The organism is Granulicella aggregans, from assembly GCF_025685565.1.
In the GTDB taxonomy this organism is placed as follows: domain Bacteria; phylum Acidobacteriota; class Terriglobia; order Terriglobales; family Acidobacteriaceae; genus Edaphobacter; species Edaphobacter aggregans_B.
In genome coordinates this window covers 38,894-57,655 of the sequence record NZ_JAGSYE010000007.1, presented here as the reverse complement: position 1 = coordinate 57,655, position 18,762 = coordinate 38,894, and the positions used below count along the sequence as shown (strand labels likewise).

Here is an 18,762-nt window from a genome sequence, read left to right as displayed (position 1 = left end):
CATGCCCACTCTTTCACACCTTAGATGATCACTCCAATTAGGACGACAGAGATGGCTCGGTTTGTTTGAACAGATTCCTATGATTCTTAGGTGGAGGGTCTGTCGTGGTTAGGCTGCCATGTTTTCTGGCAGGCAGTTGAAGTGGACCTGATTGGGGGTCTTTCCTTTCAGGCTGGAGTGGGATCTGGTTTGGTTGTAGAACTCGATGTAGGTTCCCAGTTAAGTTCTCGCTTGCTCGACCGAGTCGTAGGCCCGGAGATAGACCTCCTCGTACTTGATCGTTCTCCAGATCCGCTCCACGAAGAGATTGTCGCGCCAGCAGCCCTTTCCGTCCATGCTGATTTGGATCTCGTTCTTTCTTAGCTGCACGGTGAAGGCCTCGCTGGGGAACTGGCTGCCCTGGTCGGTGTTGAAGATCTCCGGTTTATCATGCTTCGAAAGCGCCTCTTCGACTGCTTCGAGGCAGAACGAGACATCCATCGTGATCGACAGTTTCCAGCTCAGGATCTTGCGGCTGAACCAGTCCACCACTGCGGCGAGGTAGACGAAGCCACGCGCCATCGGGATGTAGCTGATGTCCATGGCCCAGACCTGGTTGGGCCGCGTGACCGCCATATCCCGCAGCAGATATGGGTAAATCCTGTGTCCTGGTGCGGGCCTCGACGTGTTCCGCTTACGATAGATGGCCTCGATGCCCATCTTCTTCATCAGCGAGGCTATGTACAGTCGGCCCGCCTCACACATCCTGTTGCCGCAGCAGATCGCGCAACATCCCGCTACCCGCTAAGGGATAGTTCAGATGCAGTTCGTCTAGCTTCCGCATCAACAGAAGGTCTTTTCCCGACATCGGACGCGGCTTGTAATATGCCGTGCCGCGGCTGATCCCCAGCACCTTCGCCTGAAACTTGATGGGCGGCTCGTGCGCGTGGTCGATCATCTTCTTGCGCTCAGAAGTCCGGCCCTCCCCCACCCCACGGACGAAGTTCCGTCCGTGGGGGCCCCGATTCGTGAGCGCCCCTTCTAAAAAATCGTTCTCCAGGGTCAACTGCCCGATCTTCGCGTGCAGTGTCTTCACATCGACGGCAGCTTCGGCAGGCTCCGTCTTCGCCTCGACGCCGAAGACACCGGCCGTGCCTTCCAGCAACTAACTCTTCCACTGGGTGATCTGGTTGGCATGGACATCGAACTGCTGTCCCAGTTCCAAGAGCGTCTTCTCGCCCTTCAATGCTGCCAAAGCTACCTTCGCCTTGAACGCCGCCGTGTGTTTCCGACGGGGACGTCTGCTCATCCAATCTCCTCGTTCAGGCCATCTTAGGCCAGTTCAGACGAGATCCTCCACTTATGCCACTGTTCAGTTTTCCCGAGCCACCTATGACCGGATAATTGTAGAAGGATGGCTGAATCTATTGGTGAACGGAACCAAGCGTCAATGTGGCGGCAATCGATTCGATTTGGAGCCCATTTGGCCAATAATGTAGTCTATTCTCTGGGGGAGCGCCCATCGTGAGTTCAGTAATCTCGGAGTTCCGATTCGTTGCAAATCGCCGATTTTTGGCCGTCCTCTTTCTGACGCTTTCGTTTGTAACCTCGATTGCCTTGCTTTCAGTGCGGAATTTGTACGATGACGAACACATTAGCCTCAACTACGTAAATAGCAGCGTTTTGGAGATCATCCATACGGCGAACTCTGGGGACATTCATCCTCCGGGGATGTATCTACTTGCCCACTTTGCATACGAGTTCAATCATTCGCCTCGCTGGATGGGCCTATTTCCCCTATTTCTGCTCTATATTGGGCTGGCGATCTTTGTTTTTGCGGTAATTCCTTTGCTTCGCACGACACGCGAGATTATCGGCTTTCTACTGATTGCTACGCTACATCCCCAGTTGCTCATGTGGGGGAATACGATCCGCTGGTATGGATGGTGGACTGGGCTTGCCCTTCTCACCATGACCTTTGCTTTGCAGCCAGCTTCTTCTCTATCGAAACTGCGTTTCACTTATACGCGATCAATGCTGTTAGGCCTTCCGTTGGCGGCTCTCTTTTACCTCAACTACATCACCTTGATCTTCTTCGCTGCACTTAGCGCGGCATTGCTCGCACGTTATACATGGGGGATTTGGAGACAATATGTATTGATGTCTGCGGTTTTCGTCTCCTTGATCGCACCCCAGCTACGAGCTTTTTTCACGGTCCACACTGCCGGCAGCACTGGCCAGCGCTCAGGCTTTTTGATTTCACTGGCCCGCCTCGTCCAAGCAACATTTTGCTCCGAAGCCTATCTCCCCTGGCATCCACTCGCGATTCTTGCTGTCTTAGCGTTTACGTACCTGACTTTTGTTGCAGTCTGGAGGAGAATACACCTCGCCAATCTCCTAAATGGAGCAACCGGTATTCGAAATAGCCAGAGCAGTCTTGGAAGCATTACCTTATTTGCTCTAATTTTCTTTGGCCTGGTCGTATTAAGTGGACTGGGAGTGAAACCCCGCAACGGACTGCTCGCCTTGCCAGTCCTGGCTCCACTAGTAGCTATCCTTATTCAGACTCTTCGCCCGCGTTTCATTCAATATGTATTCCTGGGTTTTATTGGGGTTTGGAGCGCAGTTGGTATCAAGCATCTTCTACTTCGCGAATCACTGGGTAAAGCTAGTATGATCGATCGGCCTGAAGAGGTGGTTGCTTTTATAAGTGACGCGCATGGTGACGAATGCTCTGTAATCGTCACTTATGACGCTTTGCTTACTCTGACACTATCAAACAGCCATCTGCCACACCTTCTCATTCTCACACCTTTTCAGAACACTGTGTACAGAAACACACTACCTTTCGATTCTGCAAATTGCCATAAGACCGTCGTCTATCTGGTCAGATCCCATGCCGCAGGCCTTGGATTCGAGGCCGATATCCTTAACTCGGAACTGGACGCCGCAATTGAATCTCTACATATTCCGATGCGGACTAATAAATTTAGCTTTGATCCTGATGCGATACGGAAACGCAAATTTTCATTTATCAGCGGAGCAGCCATCCTACCTGACTATCGATATGCCGTAACCTATGCTCCAATCCCTCCTGCCAGTCTCAACCAAACTATCCGGATGTTTCCGCATTTCGCCGTGGCCGACGGTACGTCGAAACCGCTCCAAGGATTTTCTTCGCCTCCCGAGCAATAATCTGGAGAAGGTGACGCAGGGCAATGCTCGTTTGAGGAGCTTGGATCTGTAATGCGAGCAAGGTATAAGCACGGCGACCTTCAACGACGGGAGCACAAGGCCGGCGGTATGGATGTGAGCGAGGCACAACGGCCAGAGGGCGATAACCGCCGGTTCAAGCTGTTGGTGGCGGAGTTAGGTCTGCGTCGCAAGGCGCTCAAGGGCATGAACCCAGAAACGGCTGAGGCTTGCCGATGTAGAGCCGATGTGGCGTTCGCTCAGAGAGAACATGGCCTGTGCGAACGGCCGGTATGGAATGGAGTGTCCGGTTTCAAAAGTGCCAAATAAGAAGAGAGACACTGGAGAAGGAGAGGATGTGGGACGAGGCAAGAAATGCCAGCCTAAGCAGGTGGTCAATCTGTTGCGGCAGATCGAGGTCGCGATCGGGAAGACGACGGCTTTGGCGTGTAAAGACGCCGGATTGTCAAGCGGACTTGATTCCACTGGCGTAAGCAGTACGGCGGGCTGCAGTTTTACCACCTGCTCGGGCTGATCCGGTGTGGGCTATAGTATAGGAACACTAAATTCAGTGAGTCAGTATAAGGTGGGCCAAGCCCAGAGCCTGATCCTTCACAGACAACAGACGATAATCCTCGCACCAGTTGACTCTTGCCGGAAGCCGAAAACATTGCCAATGCGGATCAAAGTGAAGGAAAGATAAAGTGAACTTCAAGTGCTCCAAGCCCAACGCAGTAGACGCCGTTTTCTGCGTCTTTCTTTCCCTCGTGGCCAGCGGCATTCCTTGTATCCCGTCCGCTCTTGCACAAGGTCCGACGAAAGTCCAACCGTATAACCCAGTTGATGTTTATGTTCCAATTGACAGTTGGGTGTACCCGGCACTCGACCGCTTACGCGGTTTAGGTTATCTAGATCGTGGATACTTCGGACTACGACCGTGGACTAGACGCAGTATTGCCCAAATGATCCAATCCGTATCTTCAGCTGCTTCACTTTCGGACGATCCCGAAGCGTTCGAGGTTCTGGCGGCATTGCGGCGCGAGTTCCCGTTGAGCCCACAGGATAGCGTCACGATACGGTATGACAGCGTATATAGCCGCGTCCATGGTATCGCTGGAACTCCATTGCGAGACAGCTATCACTTAGGCCAAAGTGTTTTTGGCGACTATGGAAGACCTTATCAAAGCGGCATTAACATTCTTCAGGGCGCTTCCATTTCAGCCCAGGCAGCAAGGTTCAGTCTGTTCTTTCGTGGAGAATATCAGCACGCTCCGTCTGCACCTGGTTATTCCCCGAGCCTAGCTGCGAGCCTCGCAGCTAACGACGGAGTTCCGCTGGTTGTCGGCCAGCTCCAAGCGACCGTGCCAGCAGGTCCACTACCTGAAATTAACGTCTTTCGCGTAGTGGAGGCCAATCTTTCGCTCCGGCTACTGGACCACGAGATTTCGTTTGGCAAATCCGATCACTGGCTGGGGCCCGATAGAGCTGGTAGCTTCATCTACAGCAACAACGCCGAGAATTTGTACGCTTTTCAGATCGATCGGGTTGAACCGTTTCAGATCCCTCTACTTTCGCGCGTGACGGGCCCCTTCAGATACATGTTTATGGTTGGTAGCCTTCAGGGGCATACCTACCCGAACGATCCTTGGATGCATACTGAGAAGATCAGCTTTAAGCCGACTGAGAACGTCGAGATTGGCTTTGCGCGTTCGGTGATTTGGGGTGGAAAAGGACATGCCCCTATTACCGTCCATAGCTTTCTGAAAAGCTTTCTCAGCCTGCAGAATGTGTCCACAGCAGAAAAGGAATCACGTGATGATCCGGGAGCGAGATTTTCAGAGTTCGATTTCACATGGCGGCTGCCGTTCCTACGTCATTGGGCGACCTTATATTGCGACACCATCGTGCACGATGATGTGAGTGCCGTGGACGCTCCACGTCATGCTGGCCTCCGTCCCGGCATCTATCTCGCAATGGTGCCATGGATCCCTAAAATGGATTTGCGAGTGGAGGGTGCAAATACTGATCCACCTACTGGTCGAAGTCTTAGAGGGAGCTATCTGTATACAGAAAGCATCCAAAAGCAGGGATACACTAACAAAGGCTTTCTGATGGGAGACGTTGCCGGTCGTGAGGGTAAAGACGGCGAGGGATGGCTGGACTATCACATCTCGCCGCGAGAGACGATAGATTTCAACTACCGACACGCCAAAGTAGCCAAAGACTTCGTCGCTTCGGGAGTGACACAGAATGATTTCGGCCTGGGAATTCAGAAACGAGTGCATGAGGAGACAGAGATCTCATTGCGTGTGCAGCAGGAGTGGTGGAAGGCACCTGTATATTTGCCAGGGAAGCAATCTGATACAAGCGTGATTGTTCAAGTACAGTTCTTTCCCAAGGGCCTATCAGTGTTTTCCAAGTAATCGGCACCTACCAATCGACTAACCTGCCCATGTTCTCGCTCATTGATAACTGGCGTTTCCCCGTCTTGTCTGGGCGTCGAGACGACCTCGTCGCCGCCGCGCCTGTGCAGATGTAGGAAGGGTTCTTTGCTTTCCACATCTGGATAGCCGAACTGATGTCTTAAGCCTGGGGTGTGCGGTAGTCCAGCGAGCTATGTGGCCGCTCGCAGTTGCATTCCTCGCGCCAATTTACTCAGACACATCGAACATCATCGAATGTCCGTAACCGTGTTGCGTTGAGGCACTCGTGATGCATCCTGCCGTACAAACGTTCGACGTGACCGTTCTTCATCGGGCGGCCCGGCGAATACACACCAGCCCCGCTTTCCAAGCTTTGGCCCAGCCGATTATTCGACGCTAAGTAAACCGTGACCGGTAGCACCACACGAAGCACTTGGAAGGAAGAGTTGGAGGAAGGCAGCGAACCGGATCGAGGGAGCGTAGCGACCGAGATCCGATTAGTTTGGCCATGGCTGGCTGTAGGTCTCCTAAGCTGAACGTATGCCTACTTTCACTTCAGGAGAGGATCAGCCATGTCCCTTGTCCAGCCTACTCAACCGTCCACCGTTCTCGTAGCGATCGATATTGCCGAGCTCCGTCACGATGTACTGATCGAAGCCTCCGGGATGGAAGAGCCGCAAACGCCTTATCCTTGCCCAACACCGCCGTTGAGTTCTGACGGTTTGCCGATTTTCTTCATGGCCTGAAGCACCCGGTGCGCATCGTCTTCGAGGCCACTGGGAGCTACCACCGGCCGCTTGCGCACTTCCTGCAGGCCGAAGGCTTCCACCTGGAGTTGATCGCTTCGCTGGCTGTGGCCCGTACCCGCGAAGCCATGCATAACTCCTGGGACAAGAACGATCCGAAGGACGCTCAGGTCCTGCTACATCTGCTCAACACCGGCGTGACTCAGCACTACCATAACCCGCTCGTGAACCAGATCCATGACTTTCAAGAGCTGTCGCTCACCTATGCGCAGATCTCGCTGGAGAAGACGCGGAACCAGCTTCGGCTCTTGACCCATTACCTGCCGCTGTACTTTCCTGGGATAGAGCGGTTACCATGCCACGCGTTCTGAGTGGCTTCTCGCGTTCCTTCAGTAAGCGTCTCGTGTTGGCCATATGTACTTTGTGTGTGTGCGTGGTTAAGATGATTGGATGGATGAGGTTGATCTGAGTGTTGTTGGGCCACGTCGCCGTCGGAGTGCGGCGGAGCGCCTTCTGGATGGCCACCACTATGGCTGTGAGGCTGCGAGAGAACAGCAAGCCGGGCAATCCATTCGCTTCCGGCCTGAGCATGCGAACCATGTCTGGAGCTATGACTTCGGAAGTGCGAAGTACGTTGGCTTGGAGGTCGATCAGGTGCGTCAACTGAAGCATCTACGCGATGGGAGCACGCTCTTGAGCCAGTTGGTTGACGAGCCTTCGCTCGACAAGACGATGTTGTAGAATGTGCTGAGAAAAACATTATAGAGCCTTCTCGGCGCCGCCCGTTTGTGACGTATCTCGAACGCAGCTGTCGGCCTTGGCAATCCCCGCGAGGTTCCTGCAGGAGCAATAGAAGGCAACTACTTTGAAGTCGTGCGCCTCCGGCCGGCTTCTCGGGCGCTTGCTCACCCCGAAGAGAGAGCAGGACCGAAGCTGGATACTGACCCGCTGGTCCCGCGTGCGCTAATTTTGATCCGGATTACCTTCAAACGGGGAATGAGCGCTATACTTTTCGAATGCAACTTTCATTCTGTTGAATCGTCACACATAGCTAATGGCATCCCCTGGATGCCTCTCCATAAGGACGTGCTGATGAGTTTGAGACTTCAATATCTGGCAACGATGGGCGCACTTTTCTTCTTTCTTGCTCTGACTTTTGAACACCCCGCTTATGGCTATACGGATCCCGGATCTGCAATCCTCGTCTTTCAGGGCCTAAGCGCTTTCATTACAGGCTCTCTAATCTATTTTCGCAAACGCTTAAGAAAGCTCATCAATGAGGTCAAAAGACCGGAGAAGAGATCAGAGTAGATGGAGGCTTCGACCTTCTCCCTCCCTACTTTTCGTGACCCTGCCGGTAGCATCACGATTCGTCCAGACAGCGTCTACCGCTCTATAAATAGCCCGTTCGCAAACGACCTTCTCGAATTTCTAAACACACCAAGATACGCTAGCCTTGTTTCGCGCAATCTTATTGTCGCTAGTCAGGTTGTATATCCGGTTGTTGCAGATCAAAACCTCTTTCTGCGTCACCCCCTCATTGCTTTTCGCTCTTATCCCTGGGAGTGGCCCCCTTCGCTATGGCTATCGGCGGCTGAGTTGACACTCGATCTGTGTATAGAGTTGCTTGTTGAGGGGTGGATTTTAAAGGACGCGACTCCGCTCAACGTGCTGTTCCGTGGAGCCAGCCCCGTTTTCGTGGATGTGCCTTCGGTTCAGCGAATGGATCGGAAATGCCCTCTTTGGTTTGCGTATGGGCAATTTGTTCGTACCTTTCTTCTTCCTATGTTGGCCCATTCTCAGTTGGGGTGGCCCCTTCAGACGACCATCGTGAGGCGTGATGGCTACGAGCCTGAGGATCTTTTTAAGGCACTCCCCTGGTCCCGGAAGATCAAAAGGCCTGCTCTTACCTCCGTGACTCTCCCACTTTTGTTCGCTAAAAACACTGAAACGAAAGGCGCGACTACATCCAGGATTCGATCTCGGATAGCGAATGATCCCGAGATCGTGGAAGAAATTATCCGCAAAGCGCTCACATCTCTGAAACGCGATATGCAGCGAGCAATGCCCCCTCAAAGAGGGTCTTTGTGGTCCAACTATGTCGATACCGCAACCCACTACGAAGCAGAAGACCACACAAACAAGCTGGCGTTCGTCAAGGCCACCTTATCGCAACTGCATCCCCGCCGCGTTTTGGACGTTGGCTGTAATACAGGCGTTTACTCGAACCTTGCAGCCGATTTGGGCGCGGAGGTCGTTGCGATTGACACTGATTCGAACGCCGTCGATCGCGTTGCGATGAATGCGCTGAACCACGGAAAGAACATTCTTCCACTCTGTGTTGATCTTGCTTATCCAACACCTGCAACCGGCTGGGACAATCGAGAGACGGTCTCATTTCTTGATCGCTGTTCTGGTCACTTTGACACCGTCCTCATGCTCGCAGTGGTTCATCATCTCTTGCTAAGCAGCCAAATTCCCTTGTCCCTCATAGCTTCGCTTTGCAGTCGCCTCACAACCAAGGATCTCATCATAGAGTGGGTTCCCCCTTCAGACGTGAAATTTATTGAAATCCTGCGCGGTCGAAAAAGCATTTACCAGCACATCGATGAGCCATCCTTTCGCGATGTCTTTGGCAATTATTTTGAGACGATCAAAGAGAAAACATTGCGCAACGGCAGAATTCTCTTGCATTTGAGGAAGAAATGAAGCGGCGCTTGGTTCGCTCAACCGCTGCTGCTCTAGGTGTAACGACACTCTGCTGCCTATGGATTGTAGGCCCTCTAGTCGCCCCGTCCCACAACGCGATTTATCACTGGAGTGGCACCGCCAGCGCGCTATTCATCCCTTCAGTGTTTGAGTTCACCTTCGTATGGTTTCTCTTTGCGTGTTTGCTGTTTTTCGCACAGGGCGCACGACGAGAAGCAATAACCTTATGGGCGGGAATTTCTCTATTCCTGCCATGGGCCACTCTCAAAAGCGTCGCATTGTTCGTAACTTGGCACCCGCCGCATTGGATCAGTCCTAGTCTGTTGGGACTGTCCACGATATTGTTTATGTCGTTTTGTATGTGTTACCGATCTGTCCATCGGGCAACCTTGGAGCGTCTGAGAACGCTTACGCTAGATGCACTCTGTATTGTGGCTATATGGGGATCCGTTGTCTTAGTCCAGTTAGCTTGGTTCGGCTGGCAGGCGCGTGGGCTCAATGTGCCACTACCTTTGCATCGGACCATGATCTCTCCTAATCAAGAGATGGTGTGCCATCCACGCATCATATGGATAGTACTAGACGAACTCTCCTATCAACAGACGTATGAACACCGATTCCACAACCTCAATCTCCCAGCCTTTGATCAACTTGCCAAACAGTCCACAGTATTTACCGGCGTTGTGCCCGCTGGCATCATGACGGAGATCGCCATGCCGTCCCTTTTGGCTGGTCTGGCGGTAGATCAAATTCACCCCTCATCAGATGGGGTTCGCCTAAAGATTCACAATCCTCTAACGAAACGGTGGCTGGATTTTGACCAACACGACACGGTCTTCAGCGATGCCTTGGCTGCCAGATACCACACGGCGATCGCAGGTTGGTACAATCCCTATTGCCGCACTCTTCCGGAGGTCCTTGACTCCTGTTATTGGACCTTGGGCCTGCCCGCCCCAAATAAAATGCTGCCACGCGCCTCGACAGCAGATAATATCTTTAATCCGTTGCTACTAAGCTCCAGCGTCATGGATCATCTGCCATTTGCCATTGTTCATGGAAATAACGCTGAGGATACTGCTAACAAGCCGCATATTTTGGATTATCAGCTGATCTCAGACTCAGCTGATCAACTCCTTCGCGACCCCGCTTTTGACTTCATCCTGATCCATATGTCTGTTCCTCATCCAGGCGGCATCTACAACCGAACCAAGCACATCCTCACAACAAGAAATTCCACTTATATAGACAACTTAGCTTTAGCGGATGCATATCTTGGTCACGTACGATCTTTGCTTGAAGCCAAAGGGCAGTGGGACTCTTCCGCGATCGTCATCATGGGTGATCATTCTTGGCGCACAGAATTGCTATGGGCTGCTAATGCGGACTGGACTCCTGAGGAGCAAGAGGCAAGCAACGGCGGCAGGTTTGATGACCGTCCAGGCTATATCGTAAAACTTCCAAAACAGAAAGTCGGAACCACAATCGATATCCGCTTTCCAGCCGTCAATACACGAAGCCTCCTCGATGCGATCATGGCAAAGCAAATCGTCTCCCCACAAGATCTTGCGTCGTGGGTCACGTTGCAGGGTCAAAAACGAATGCCAAATTAGATTTCGGCTTCAGGACAGTAGAGAGTTTTTAGCGAGTAGTGTGAGCATTGGATCTCTTTCTTGCCTGTAGGTCGACTGACCCAAAACCCAAAACTAGGCAGTTTTTAAGTTGAGGAGTTTCGTTTGGGATGGTTCTCTTAAAGGGCGACAGGAGAGCCGGTCTATGGGCAAAAAGGGACACAGCGAAGAGGAGAGTCCGCGCGTCTTACGTGAGGCGGAGTCCGGGGACGCGGCGATGGAGGGATCAGCCAGCGGACGTTCTATCTGTGGAAGAAGAAGTATGCAGAACTTGATCTGAACGGTAAGCGTCCTGTGTTGGCCGCGTGTACATCTTGCTTTTGGGTGATGATGATGTGCTGATGGTTGACGTTGAGAGTGTGGGTGATTTGGCTGGGTCGGGTCGTCGTCGGCGCAGTGCGGAGGAGCGGCGGCGGATTGTGGAAGAGACGCTGGAGGCGGGTTCTTCGGTGGCTCGCGTGGCTCGCAGACACGGGATCAACGCGAACCAGGTGTTTCAGTGGCGGCGGCTGTATCGGAGTGGAGCTCTGGGCGGCACTCCTGCCTCCGAGTTGAAGCTGCTTCCGGTTTCGATCGGCGAAGAAGTCACGTTGGCGAAGCCTGTTGAGCCTCAACCGTCTCGGGCTGGCGCGATTCATGTCGAGCTGCCGGGACGTGCGCTGATCAGCCTGGAAGGCGATCTCGATCCGGCAGTCGTGCGTGCCGTGCTGGAGAGTCTTCGCGCATGATCTCGCTTCCCGCGGGCACCCGGATATGGATTGCTGCCGGTGTGACGGACATGCGGCGCGGCTTTCATGGCCTGAGCGCCCAGGTGCAGACGGTGCTTGAACAGCAGCCGCTGTCGGGGCATGTCTTTGTCTTTCGCGGTCGCAGAGGCGACATTTTGAAGGTGCTTTGGTTCGATGGCGACGGTCTGTGTCTGCTGTCGAAGCGGCTGGAACGGGGCCGCTTCGTATGGCCTCAGGCGTCGAGTGGTACAGTCTCTTTGAGCGGTGCGCAGTTGTCGATGCTGCTGGAAGGAATCGACTGGAGAGCGCCTCTCAGAACCGCCGAACGGGTGATGAGTGTTTAAGTGTTTTCTCCTGTATTCATGCGGCTTTTCTTCTGCTAAGCCGCCTCGTTTTGTGGCATACTTCGCTCATGTTCTCAGCCCTCAGCCTGCCCGATCTGGATGCTCTCGATCCGGCAGCGTTGAAGGCGATGATCCTCGCCCAGCAGGATCATTTCAAGGCGCAGCATGAGCGCTATACGGCCGCTCTCAGCTCGCGTACTTCCGAGATCGAACGGCTCACGCTGCTGGTCGAGAAGCTGAAGCACATGCTCTTCGGCAGGAAGAGCGAAAAGGTTCTCCGCCAGATCGAACAGCTTGAGTTGCAGATCGAAGACCTTGAAGTCGCCACCGTCGTCGAAGAGACACACGCGATCACGCCCGCAGAGCGGCCCGCACCGGCTAAGCCGTCTCGCCGCGCCTTGCCGGAGCATCTTCCGCGCGAGGTCCACACCCACATGCCGGAGCAGGAGGCCTGCCCCGACTGCGGCAAGCGTCTGCGACCGCTGGGCGAAGACGTGGCCGAGATGTTGGAGTACGTGCGAGCCTGCTTCAAGGTGATCCGGCACGTTCGTCCGAAGTTGAGTTGCGATGCCTGCGACCGCATCGTGCAGGCACCGGCGCCGTCGCGGCCCATCGGGCCTCGCAGGACCCGGACTGCTCGCGCATGTGCTGGTGTCGAAGTATGCCGATCACGTCCCGCTCTATCGTCAGTCGGAGATCTATGCCCGCGAAGGCGTCGATCTCGACCGCTCCACGCTGGCCGGATGGGTTGGAGCAACGAGTGAGCTGCTCGCGCCGCTGGTTCAAGCCGTTCGCGATCATGTTCTCGCGGCAAGCAAGCTGCATGCCGACGACACACCGGTCCCGGTGCTTGCGCCCGGCACCGGCAAGACCAAGACCGGAAGGCTCTGGACCTATGTCCGCGACGACCGGCCATCCGGTTCGACCGATGCTCCCGCCGTCTGGTTCGCCTACTCGCCCGACCGCAAGGGAGAACGTCCACGCGAACACCTCAAGCTCTATCGCGGTGCTCTTCAGGCCGATGCCTACGCCGGCTTCCACCATCTCTACGAAGGAGGAGCGATCTACGAGGTCGCCTGTTGGGCGCACGCGCGGCGCAAGTTCCATGAGATCCATCTCGCACACGCTTCGCCCATAACGTCAGAAGCGATCGAGCGCATCGCAACGATCTACGCCATCGAAAAGGAGTTACGCGGCAGTACGCCAGAGGTCAGGAAGACGGTTCGTCAGGCCAGAGCAAAGCCTCTGCTGGACAGCATGCACACGTGGCTCGAAGCCACGCTCGCGAAGCTCTCTCCGAAGTCCGACACTGCGGCTGCGATCCGCTACGCGATCTCTCGCTGGCGTGCGCTGACACGATACGTCGACGACGGTCAGCTTGAGATCGACAACAACGCCGCCGAACGTGCGTTGCGCGTCGTCGCCCTCGGACGCAAGAACTACCTCTTCGCTGGTTCGGACAACGGAGGGGAACGCGCCGCGGCCATCTACTCGCTGCTTGGATCAGCCAAGCTCAACGGACTAGACCCGGAGATCTATCTCCAGCACGTGCTCGAACGAATCGCCGACCACCCCATCAGCAAGATCAACGATCTCCTGCCTTGGAATGTATCCATCGAAAGCGCTAACGACCAGTCCTAAATAAGTGCCCACATAAAGATACGTGGACACTCAGCGGCGTTCGACCTCATACACTCAGACCAGCCAAAGCCACGGCCATCACCGAACGCTTACTCTTCAACCTGGCCGACGTGAGAAGAGAACTCTATCTCTGGCGGCGCGACTACCGCCCCCACTCGCCACTTGCCGACCGCACCCCGGCCGAGTTCGCCGCCATCTGCAGCCGTGGAAAAGACGGCGGTACAACCGCCCTGGAAGACGCTGCGCGGCTCCCACTTTTCCACCGTACGACGGCGGCGATAGGAGAGAGATACAACAACAACCCGTCAACCTTGTTGCTTGAGGCACTCACTTGAGCTACACTCGCCGCAAATCTGCCCGTCGAACGGGCACAAACCGAACCTCGCAAGCGAAATCTCCAGCAGACTTTGGCTCAGTTTTCCAGGGCGGGTCACAAATCGATATCCTAAACTTCAAAGCGGCTCAGTTTTGGGTTTTGGGTCAGGTGGCCCACTCCTGTATGATTTGGGCATTTCCTAATGACACAAAGACCGTCTCTTCCTATTCTTCAAGCGCTGCGTGCAGTAGCTGCAAGCGTCGTAGTTATGGTGCATGCATCTCAAGTAGTCATGAACCACGCGGCCCGTCCGGGACTATTCGTTACGTTATATCCCTTCGGGGCTCTTGGCGTTGATGTTTTCTTCGTGATATCCGGATTTGTGATGACCTATACATCATCACGGCGAAATGGCTGGCGTGACACCCTCACGTTCCTCCGTGCGCGCGCAATACGCATATATCCAATTTACTGGATATGGACGTCCGTCATGCTACTTCTGTGGCTGGGCGGTGTCGCTAGACACGACCTGCATCCCCCGTCGATCTGGCGATTTATTCTACGCTCGTACCTGCTTCTGCCGGTATGGGACGGGCGCGTATATAGCCCTCTTCTCGCGCAGGGCTGGACGCTCACCTTTGAATTGCTGTTTTACCTCGCCTTCGGAATCGCCATCGCCGGAGCTTGGCGCGCCCGAACCTTCTTCGTTATCTGTATGTTAGTTCTTGCCGCATCTGTGGCTTTCCGCTTACCAGATGGACCAACCCGTCACGTCCTCACAAACTGGAAGATGTTGGAGTTCGTTGCTGGAATGGTCATTGCCGACATCACAATCAAATATGCCGGTGCAATCCGGTTCCTTGCCGGATTAAAGATGCCGCGCTGGCTCACTTATCTAGGTGACGCCTCCTATTCCATTTACCTCGTTCACACCCTCTTCTTGCTCGCGCTAGTCTTTGCCTATAAGCATCTACATCAACTGGCGCAGGTACAGGCCGATCTTCTTGTATTGGGCTACGCCTGCGTGGCCATCTGGCTCTCATCACTAACCTATCGATGGATGGAGAAGCCGCTTATGCAAAGACTCAAATGGGCAGTTCCAAGACCTTAATAGTGCTAGAGGCCTGAGGAGTTCTGAGTTGTCTCTCCAGTAAAGTCAAGAGCCCTGCCGACGAGTCAAAACCGAAGAGTCAGCGCTGCCCGGGGTGTGGTTTGTGGAATTATTCGTCGTAGCTCTTGAGGCGCTATTTGTCGTAGGCTTATGGTGTAGCTTTTGACATTATGTGGCGTATTCATTGTGGAGTTATGTGGCGTATGCTCCGGACATGCGGTCGCTCACGGAATTGCCGTCGGAAGAACGTGAGCAGGCTTTATCAAGATTCCATCTGCTTGAACCTTACCTGACAGAACAAAAGACTCTGCGTGAGATCGCAGTTGCATCTGAGATTCCCTTCCGGACAGCGCAACGCTGGGTCGAGCATTACCGGAAGTTTGGGCTTGCAGGTCTAGCCCGCAGGGCGCGCGGAGATCGAGGCGTAAGGAGAGCTGTTTCCCCGAAAGTCCGCGAGGCGATCGAAGGGCTGGCTCTGGAGCGCCCGCCGTTGCCGGCAGCCTCAATTCATCGCCAAGTGTGCCGATTTGCCGAGCTCGAAGGCGAGCCGTCACCAAGTTATTGGATGGTTTACGACCTGATCCGCCGATTACCCCCGAGCTTGGTGACCCTGGCCCATCGTGGCGGCAAGATCTACAGCGAAACCTTCGATCTCGTCCATCGGCGAGAGGCTTCAAAACCAAATGGGATCTAGCAGGTTGACCACTGCCAGCTTCGCATCAGCATCCCAAAAGGTGACGGAACCTCCGCCCGACCATGGCTGACTATCGCGATCGACGACTACAGTCGAGCCGTCTCCGGCTATTATCTGGCGTTCGATCCGCCCTCCGCCCTGCGTACGTTGGAGCGCTCGATCTTCTGTGCCGTTGGATGAGTTAGTTTAGCGCAGCTATTTCTGAGTTCAAGTGGCCGCCGTCGGGCGTGTGGAGAAGTGGGAAGCGCGTAGCGGTTTCCACTTCTCCATGCCCCATGTTGTTTGTCAGTCACGCCTCCGGTGCCGGTGATCTGTAGCCAAGCGAGGAGTGCGGTCTGATGGTGTTGTAGTGGACGCGCCAGCGTTCGGCCAGCACGCGCAGTTCTTTCATCGAGTAGATGATTTCCCCATTGAGGAACTCGTCCCGCAGCTTGGAGTTGAACCTCTCGCAGTAGCCGTTCTCTCAGGAAGAGCCGGGCTCGATGTACAGCGTCTTTGCTCCTGTCTTTGCCAGCCATTTCCTTAGGTCCTTCGCGACGAACTCCGGACCATTGCACCACACGAAGCACTTGGAAGGAAGGGTTGGAGGAAGGCAGCGAACCGGATCGAGGGAGCGTAGCGACCGAGATCCGATTCGCTGGGCCATGGCTGGCCTAGGTCTCCTAAGCTGAACGTATGCCTACTTTCACTTCAGGAGAGAACCAGCCATGTCCCTTGTCCAGCCTACTCAACCGTCCACCGTTCTGGTAGCGATCGATATCGCCAAGCTCCGTCATGATGTCCTGATCGAAGCGCCGGGATGGAAGAACCGCAAGCGCTTGATCCTGCCCAACACCTCGGCCGAGTTCCGGTTGTTTGCCGACTTTCTTCATGGCCTGAAGCACCCGGTGCGCATCGCCTTCGAGGCCACTGGGAACTAGCACCGGCCGCTTGCGCACTTCCTGCAGGCCGAAGGCTTCCACCTGGAGTTGATCGCTTCGCTGGCTGTGGCCTGTACCCGCGAAGCCATGCACAACTCCTGGGACAAGATCGATCCGAAGGACGCTCAGGTCCTGCTCCATCTGCTCAAGACCGGCGTGACTCAGCACTACCATGCCCCCCAACTGAAAACTCGTACTTGGGATTGCATTTCTTGGCGATGTGCTTCCTCTCTACACACCACGCACCAACGGCAAGGCAGAACGGTTCATCCAGACAATTATCCGAACGTGGGCCTACGTTCGCCGTACGAGAACTCCGCCGAACGAACAGCTTCGCTAAAACCCGGGACACACCAGTACAACTGGCACAGACCAAATGCTAGCCTCAGTCAGTCGCCACCCAGCAGCCGATCAGGTTTCGATGTCAACACCCTGTTGAGACACCACAGTTAAAGACCCCGCTCAGGTGGCCACGAAGTTGCTGACTCTTAGAGTCTTCACGTAGGCAATACCCGAGTGACCGTGCAAAAAGGAGAAGTGCAGACGCTTCAGATATACCTCTGCACCAGTCGATAAGAGCGGCAGGCACTCCGAACGCACAGCAACAGACAGTGACATTGTCAACAAACTGTAGTCGCTATTCTACGGACGGATTCGTACTGGCGGTTGCCGGTAACGTGTCCGGTCTGAGGTTGCAAGCAGCCGCTCATAGTAGAGTGTGTTGATCTGCCTCTCCAGCGCCCGCGTCGTCCAACCTTGAGCCGCGGCCTCGGTGATGTACCAGGTTCTGGCCGCCTCCTGTTCAACCTTGAGTAGCGTTCGATAATGGGTCCAGCTCAATTCGTGACGCAGTGCGTCACGAATCGGGAACGCCTGGTAGAACAAACGCATGTACCGGAGATTCGAGGCATCAAACCCTTTGCCGAAATCTCGGCTCAAGGATTCTGCCAGAATTGGGAGCAAGCAAGCACCGTATTCCGCCCTAGCAGCCCCGCGCTGCTCAAATTCCACGATATGCCGGCCAATTTCCAACAGGTCTGCACCTGAACTGCGTCGACCGCCCGGAGTACCTTCTGGCGAGCATCCTGTATCAGCTCGCGAAGTATATGAAGCAGTCCGTTCGTTTCCAAAGGACTTTTAGTCAGCTTGCTTGTCTCGTTCGCCATAGATGCCTACACAGGGGCCCCGTCAGAAAACGGATAATAAGGCACGTTAGCGATTGGTCTGCTCAGCTCGAACGCTCACTGCCTCCCCTCTACTCAGAACCCATGAAGTGGCCAAATGCAGGCAAAAACAGCAAACGAGAACAGGTTTCGAGGACGCAAGATGAGGGACTTTAGGCCAGGCCTTTCTCAATTCCAAGTGTTCTCACAAACCAGCGTTAGTGAGAACAGCGGATGTTGCAACCGGCATTTCCAATGCTGGAAGGGCTTGTCTGGATGCCCTCTGTGCGGTCGCTGGGGCATCCGTAAGGAGTTGGTTCTCCCGCAGGCCGTCAGGCCCTTACCGTGCTTTATTTTCCGTTTTCTGACAGAACCCCATCTACATAGGCAATTCCAGGTCCGATCTGTTCAGGTTGATTGAAAGGAAGACCCGCGTGACCGTCTCACTTATCTTCTCTTTGGCGGTGTGAGCTTCATTGGCCAGGAGCGAAGTGTATAGCTGATCTACATGTCCTGAGGGACGCGCCAGCCTTCCGCAGTCAGACCCATCGCCGCTTCCATCTTAGAGTTGTCAGGTAGCCCTTGGGATGCACGGATCTTGCGCCGGTTTACTTCCATGATGGTCGGGAAGTTGCGGAAGACACCCTGAATATCGGGATCGGCGAGCCAGTCTGGCGTGTCGACAAGCTTCGTCGTGTAATAGACATGAGTCTCACTAACGCCTTGATTCGGGGCTGGATCGGTAAAATTAAGGATCTTGTCGACCTTCAGAGTGCCGAAGCAGAAGATTCGCGGGGTCTCGTTGCCACTCAGTATCTTGCCCTTGTATTGCGTGTCCTTACCCTTGCTTGTAAGGTCGTAGATGAAACGCGGTTGCCCGTTTCCATCCAAAGCGCTGGGCACCTTTGAGACAAGACCAACTTTGGCGTAAGCGTCATAGTCAGTTCGGGCTACGATGGGCTGAGTAGGAAAATCGGCAGCATGAGTATTTGGACACTGCTGCTGAGCAGTTAGGTAGTGGTTCAGTCCCTTTTCCAGATTGGAGGAGTTGGCGACCTTCTTATCGCACCCAATGGCAACGACGACAAGGAGGAGTGGCAGGCTCAGACGATGTTTCATGAGATCTCCTGGGAGTATTTCCGGTGAGGTGAATTGCTTTCCATACAGA

At 54.5% G+C, this 18,762-nt stretch carries 13 protein-coding genes and 4 pseudogenes; 12 read left to right on the top strand and 5 right to left on the bottom strand.

The features are described from left to right. Nucleotides 1-108: 108 nt before the first annotated feature. A pseudogene (locus tag OHL18_RS22430) lies at nucleotides 109-1,288 on the bottom strand (IS3 family transposase). A gap of 215 nt (nucleotides 1,289-1,503) precedes the next feature. Here OHL18_RS22430 and OHL18_RS22425 point away from each other — a divergent pair. Next, entirely contained in the window at nucleotides 1,504-3,174 is a 1,671-nt protein-coding gene (locus tag OHL18_RS22425; protein WP_263377112.1) for a hypothetical protein, read from the top strand. A 701-nt stretch (nucleotides 3,175-3,875) separates the two neighbouring features. Beyond that, nucleotides 3,876-5,594: a capsule assembly Wzi family protein gene (locus OHL18_RS22420; protein ID WP_263377111.1), complete on the top strand. Its 1,719-nt coding sequence runs from the start codon at nucleotides 3,876-3,878 to the stop codon at nucleotides 5,592-5,594. A 160-nt stretch (nucleotides 5,595-5,754) separates the two neighbouring features. Here OHL18_RS22420 and OHL18_RS23420 read toward each other — a convergent pair. Next, nucleotides 5,755-5,946: pseudogene (locus OHL18_RS23420) on the bottom strand (integrase core domain-containing protein). 390 nt (nucleotides 5,947-6,336) lie between these two features. Between OHL18_RS23420 and OHL18_RS22415 the strand changes: the two are divergent. From OHL18_RS22415 to OHL18_RS22375, 9 genes and pseudogenes are all read left to right on the top strand, one after another. Continuing rightward, entirely contained in the window at nucleotides 6,337-6,711 is a 375-nt protein-coding gene (locus OHL18_RS22415) for an IS110 family transposase (protein ID WP_263377174.1), read from the top strand. A gap of 79 nt (nucleotides 6,712-6,790) precedes the next feature. Next, nucleotides 6,791-7,081: a hypothetical protein gene (locus tag OHL18_RS22410; protein WP_263377110.1), complete on the top strand. Its 291-nt coding sequence runs from the start codon at nucleotides 6,791-6,793 to the stop codon at nucleotides 7,079-7,081. A 570-nt stretch (nucleotides 7,082-7,651) separates the two neighbouring features. Further along, nucleotides 7,652-9,049, top strand: a complete 1,398-nt coding sequence (locus OHL18_RS22405) for a class I SAM-dependent methyltransferase (RefSeq protein ID WP_263377109.1) — start codon at nucleotides 7,652-7,654, stop codon at nucleotides 9,047-9,049. A 524-nt stretch (nucleotides 9,050-9,573) separates the two neighbouring features. Beyond that, nucleotides 9,574-10,659 carry a sulfatase-like hydrolase/transferase gene (locus OHL18_RS22400; protein ID WP_263377108.1) on the top strand — a complete coding sequence of 362 codons (1,086 nt, stop codon included), beginning with the start codon at nucleotides 9,574-9,576 and terminating at the stop codon, nucleotides 10,657-10,659. A 359-nt stretch (nucleotides 10,660-11,018) separates the two neighbouring features. After that, entirely contained in the window at nucleotides 11,019-11,405 is a 387-nt protein-coding gene (tnpA, locus tag OHL18_RS22395) for an IS66-like element accessory protein TnpA (protein WP_396275113.1), read from the top strand. After that, entirely contained in the window at nucleotides 11,402-11,749 is a 348-nt protein-coding gene (tnpB, locus tag OHL18_RS22390) for an IS66 family insertion sequence element accessory protein TnpB (protein ID WP_263377107.1), read from the top strand. Before tnpA ends, tnpB begins: the two co-directional genes overlap by 4 nt. A 128-nt stretch (nucleotides 11,750-11,877) precedes the next feature. Beyond that, nucleotides 11,878-13,390, top strand: a pseudogene (gene tnpC, locus OHL18_RS22385) (IS66 family transposase). A gap of 518 nt (nucleotides 13,391-13,908) precedes the next feature. Beyond that, a complete protein-coding gene (locus tag OHL18_RS22380; RefSeq protein ID WP_263377106.1) occupies nucleotides 13,909-14,817 on the top strand; it encodes an acyltransferase family protein in 909 nt (302 codons plus the stop codon). A 214-nt stretch (nucleotides 14,818-15,031) separates the two neighbouring features. Further along, the gene (locus tag OHL18_RS22375; RefSeq protein WP_263377105.1) at nucleotides 15,032-15,511 is read left to right on the top strand and encodes a helix-turn-helix domain containing protein; all 480 of its coding nucleotides are present in this window, start codon (nucleotides 15,032-15,034) and stop codon (nucleotides 15,509-15,511) included. Between the two features lie 181 nt (nucleotides 15,512-15,692). Here the strand turns inward: OHL18_RS22375 and OHL18_RS22370 are convergent. Continuing rightward, a pseudogene (locus OHL18_RS22370) lies at nucleotides 15,693-16,064 on the bottom strand (integrase core domain-containing protein); the annotation flags it as partial. 154 nt (nucleotides 16,065-16,218) lie between these two features. On the opposite strand from OHL18_RS22370, the gene OHL18_RS22365 reads away from it, so the two are divergent. Beyond that, nucleotides 16,219-16,431, top strand: a complete 213-nt coding sequence (locus tag OHL18_RS22365) for a hypothetical protein (protein WP_263377104.1) — start codon at nucleotides 16,219-16,221, stop codon at nucleotides 16,429-16,431. Between the two features lie 642 nt (nucleotides 16,432-17,073). Here OHL18_RS22365 and OHL18_RS22355 read toward each other — a convergent pair. Both OHL18_RS22355 and OHL18_RS22350 read right to left on the bottom strand, forming a co-directional pair. Next, the gene (locus OHL18_RS22355; RefSeq protein ID WP_263377103.1) at nucleotides 17,074-17,463 is read right to left on the bottom strand and encodes a DUF1016 N-terminal domain-containing protein; all 390 of its coding nucleotides are present in this window, start codon (nucleotides 17,461-17,463) and stop codon (nucleotides 17,074-17,076) included. A gap of 635 nt (nucleotides 17,464-18,098) precedes the next feature. Further along, a complete protein-coding gene (locus tag OHL18_RS22350; protein WP_263377102.1) occupies nucleotides 18,099-18,713 on the bottom strand; it encodes a hypothetical protein in 615 nt (204 codons plus the stop codon). Nucleotides 18,714-18,762: the final 49 nt, after the last annotated feature.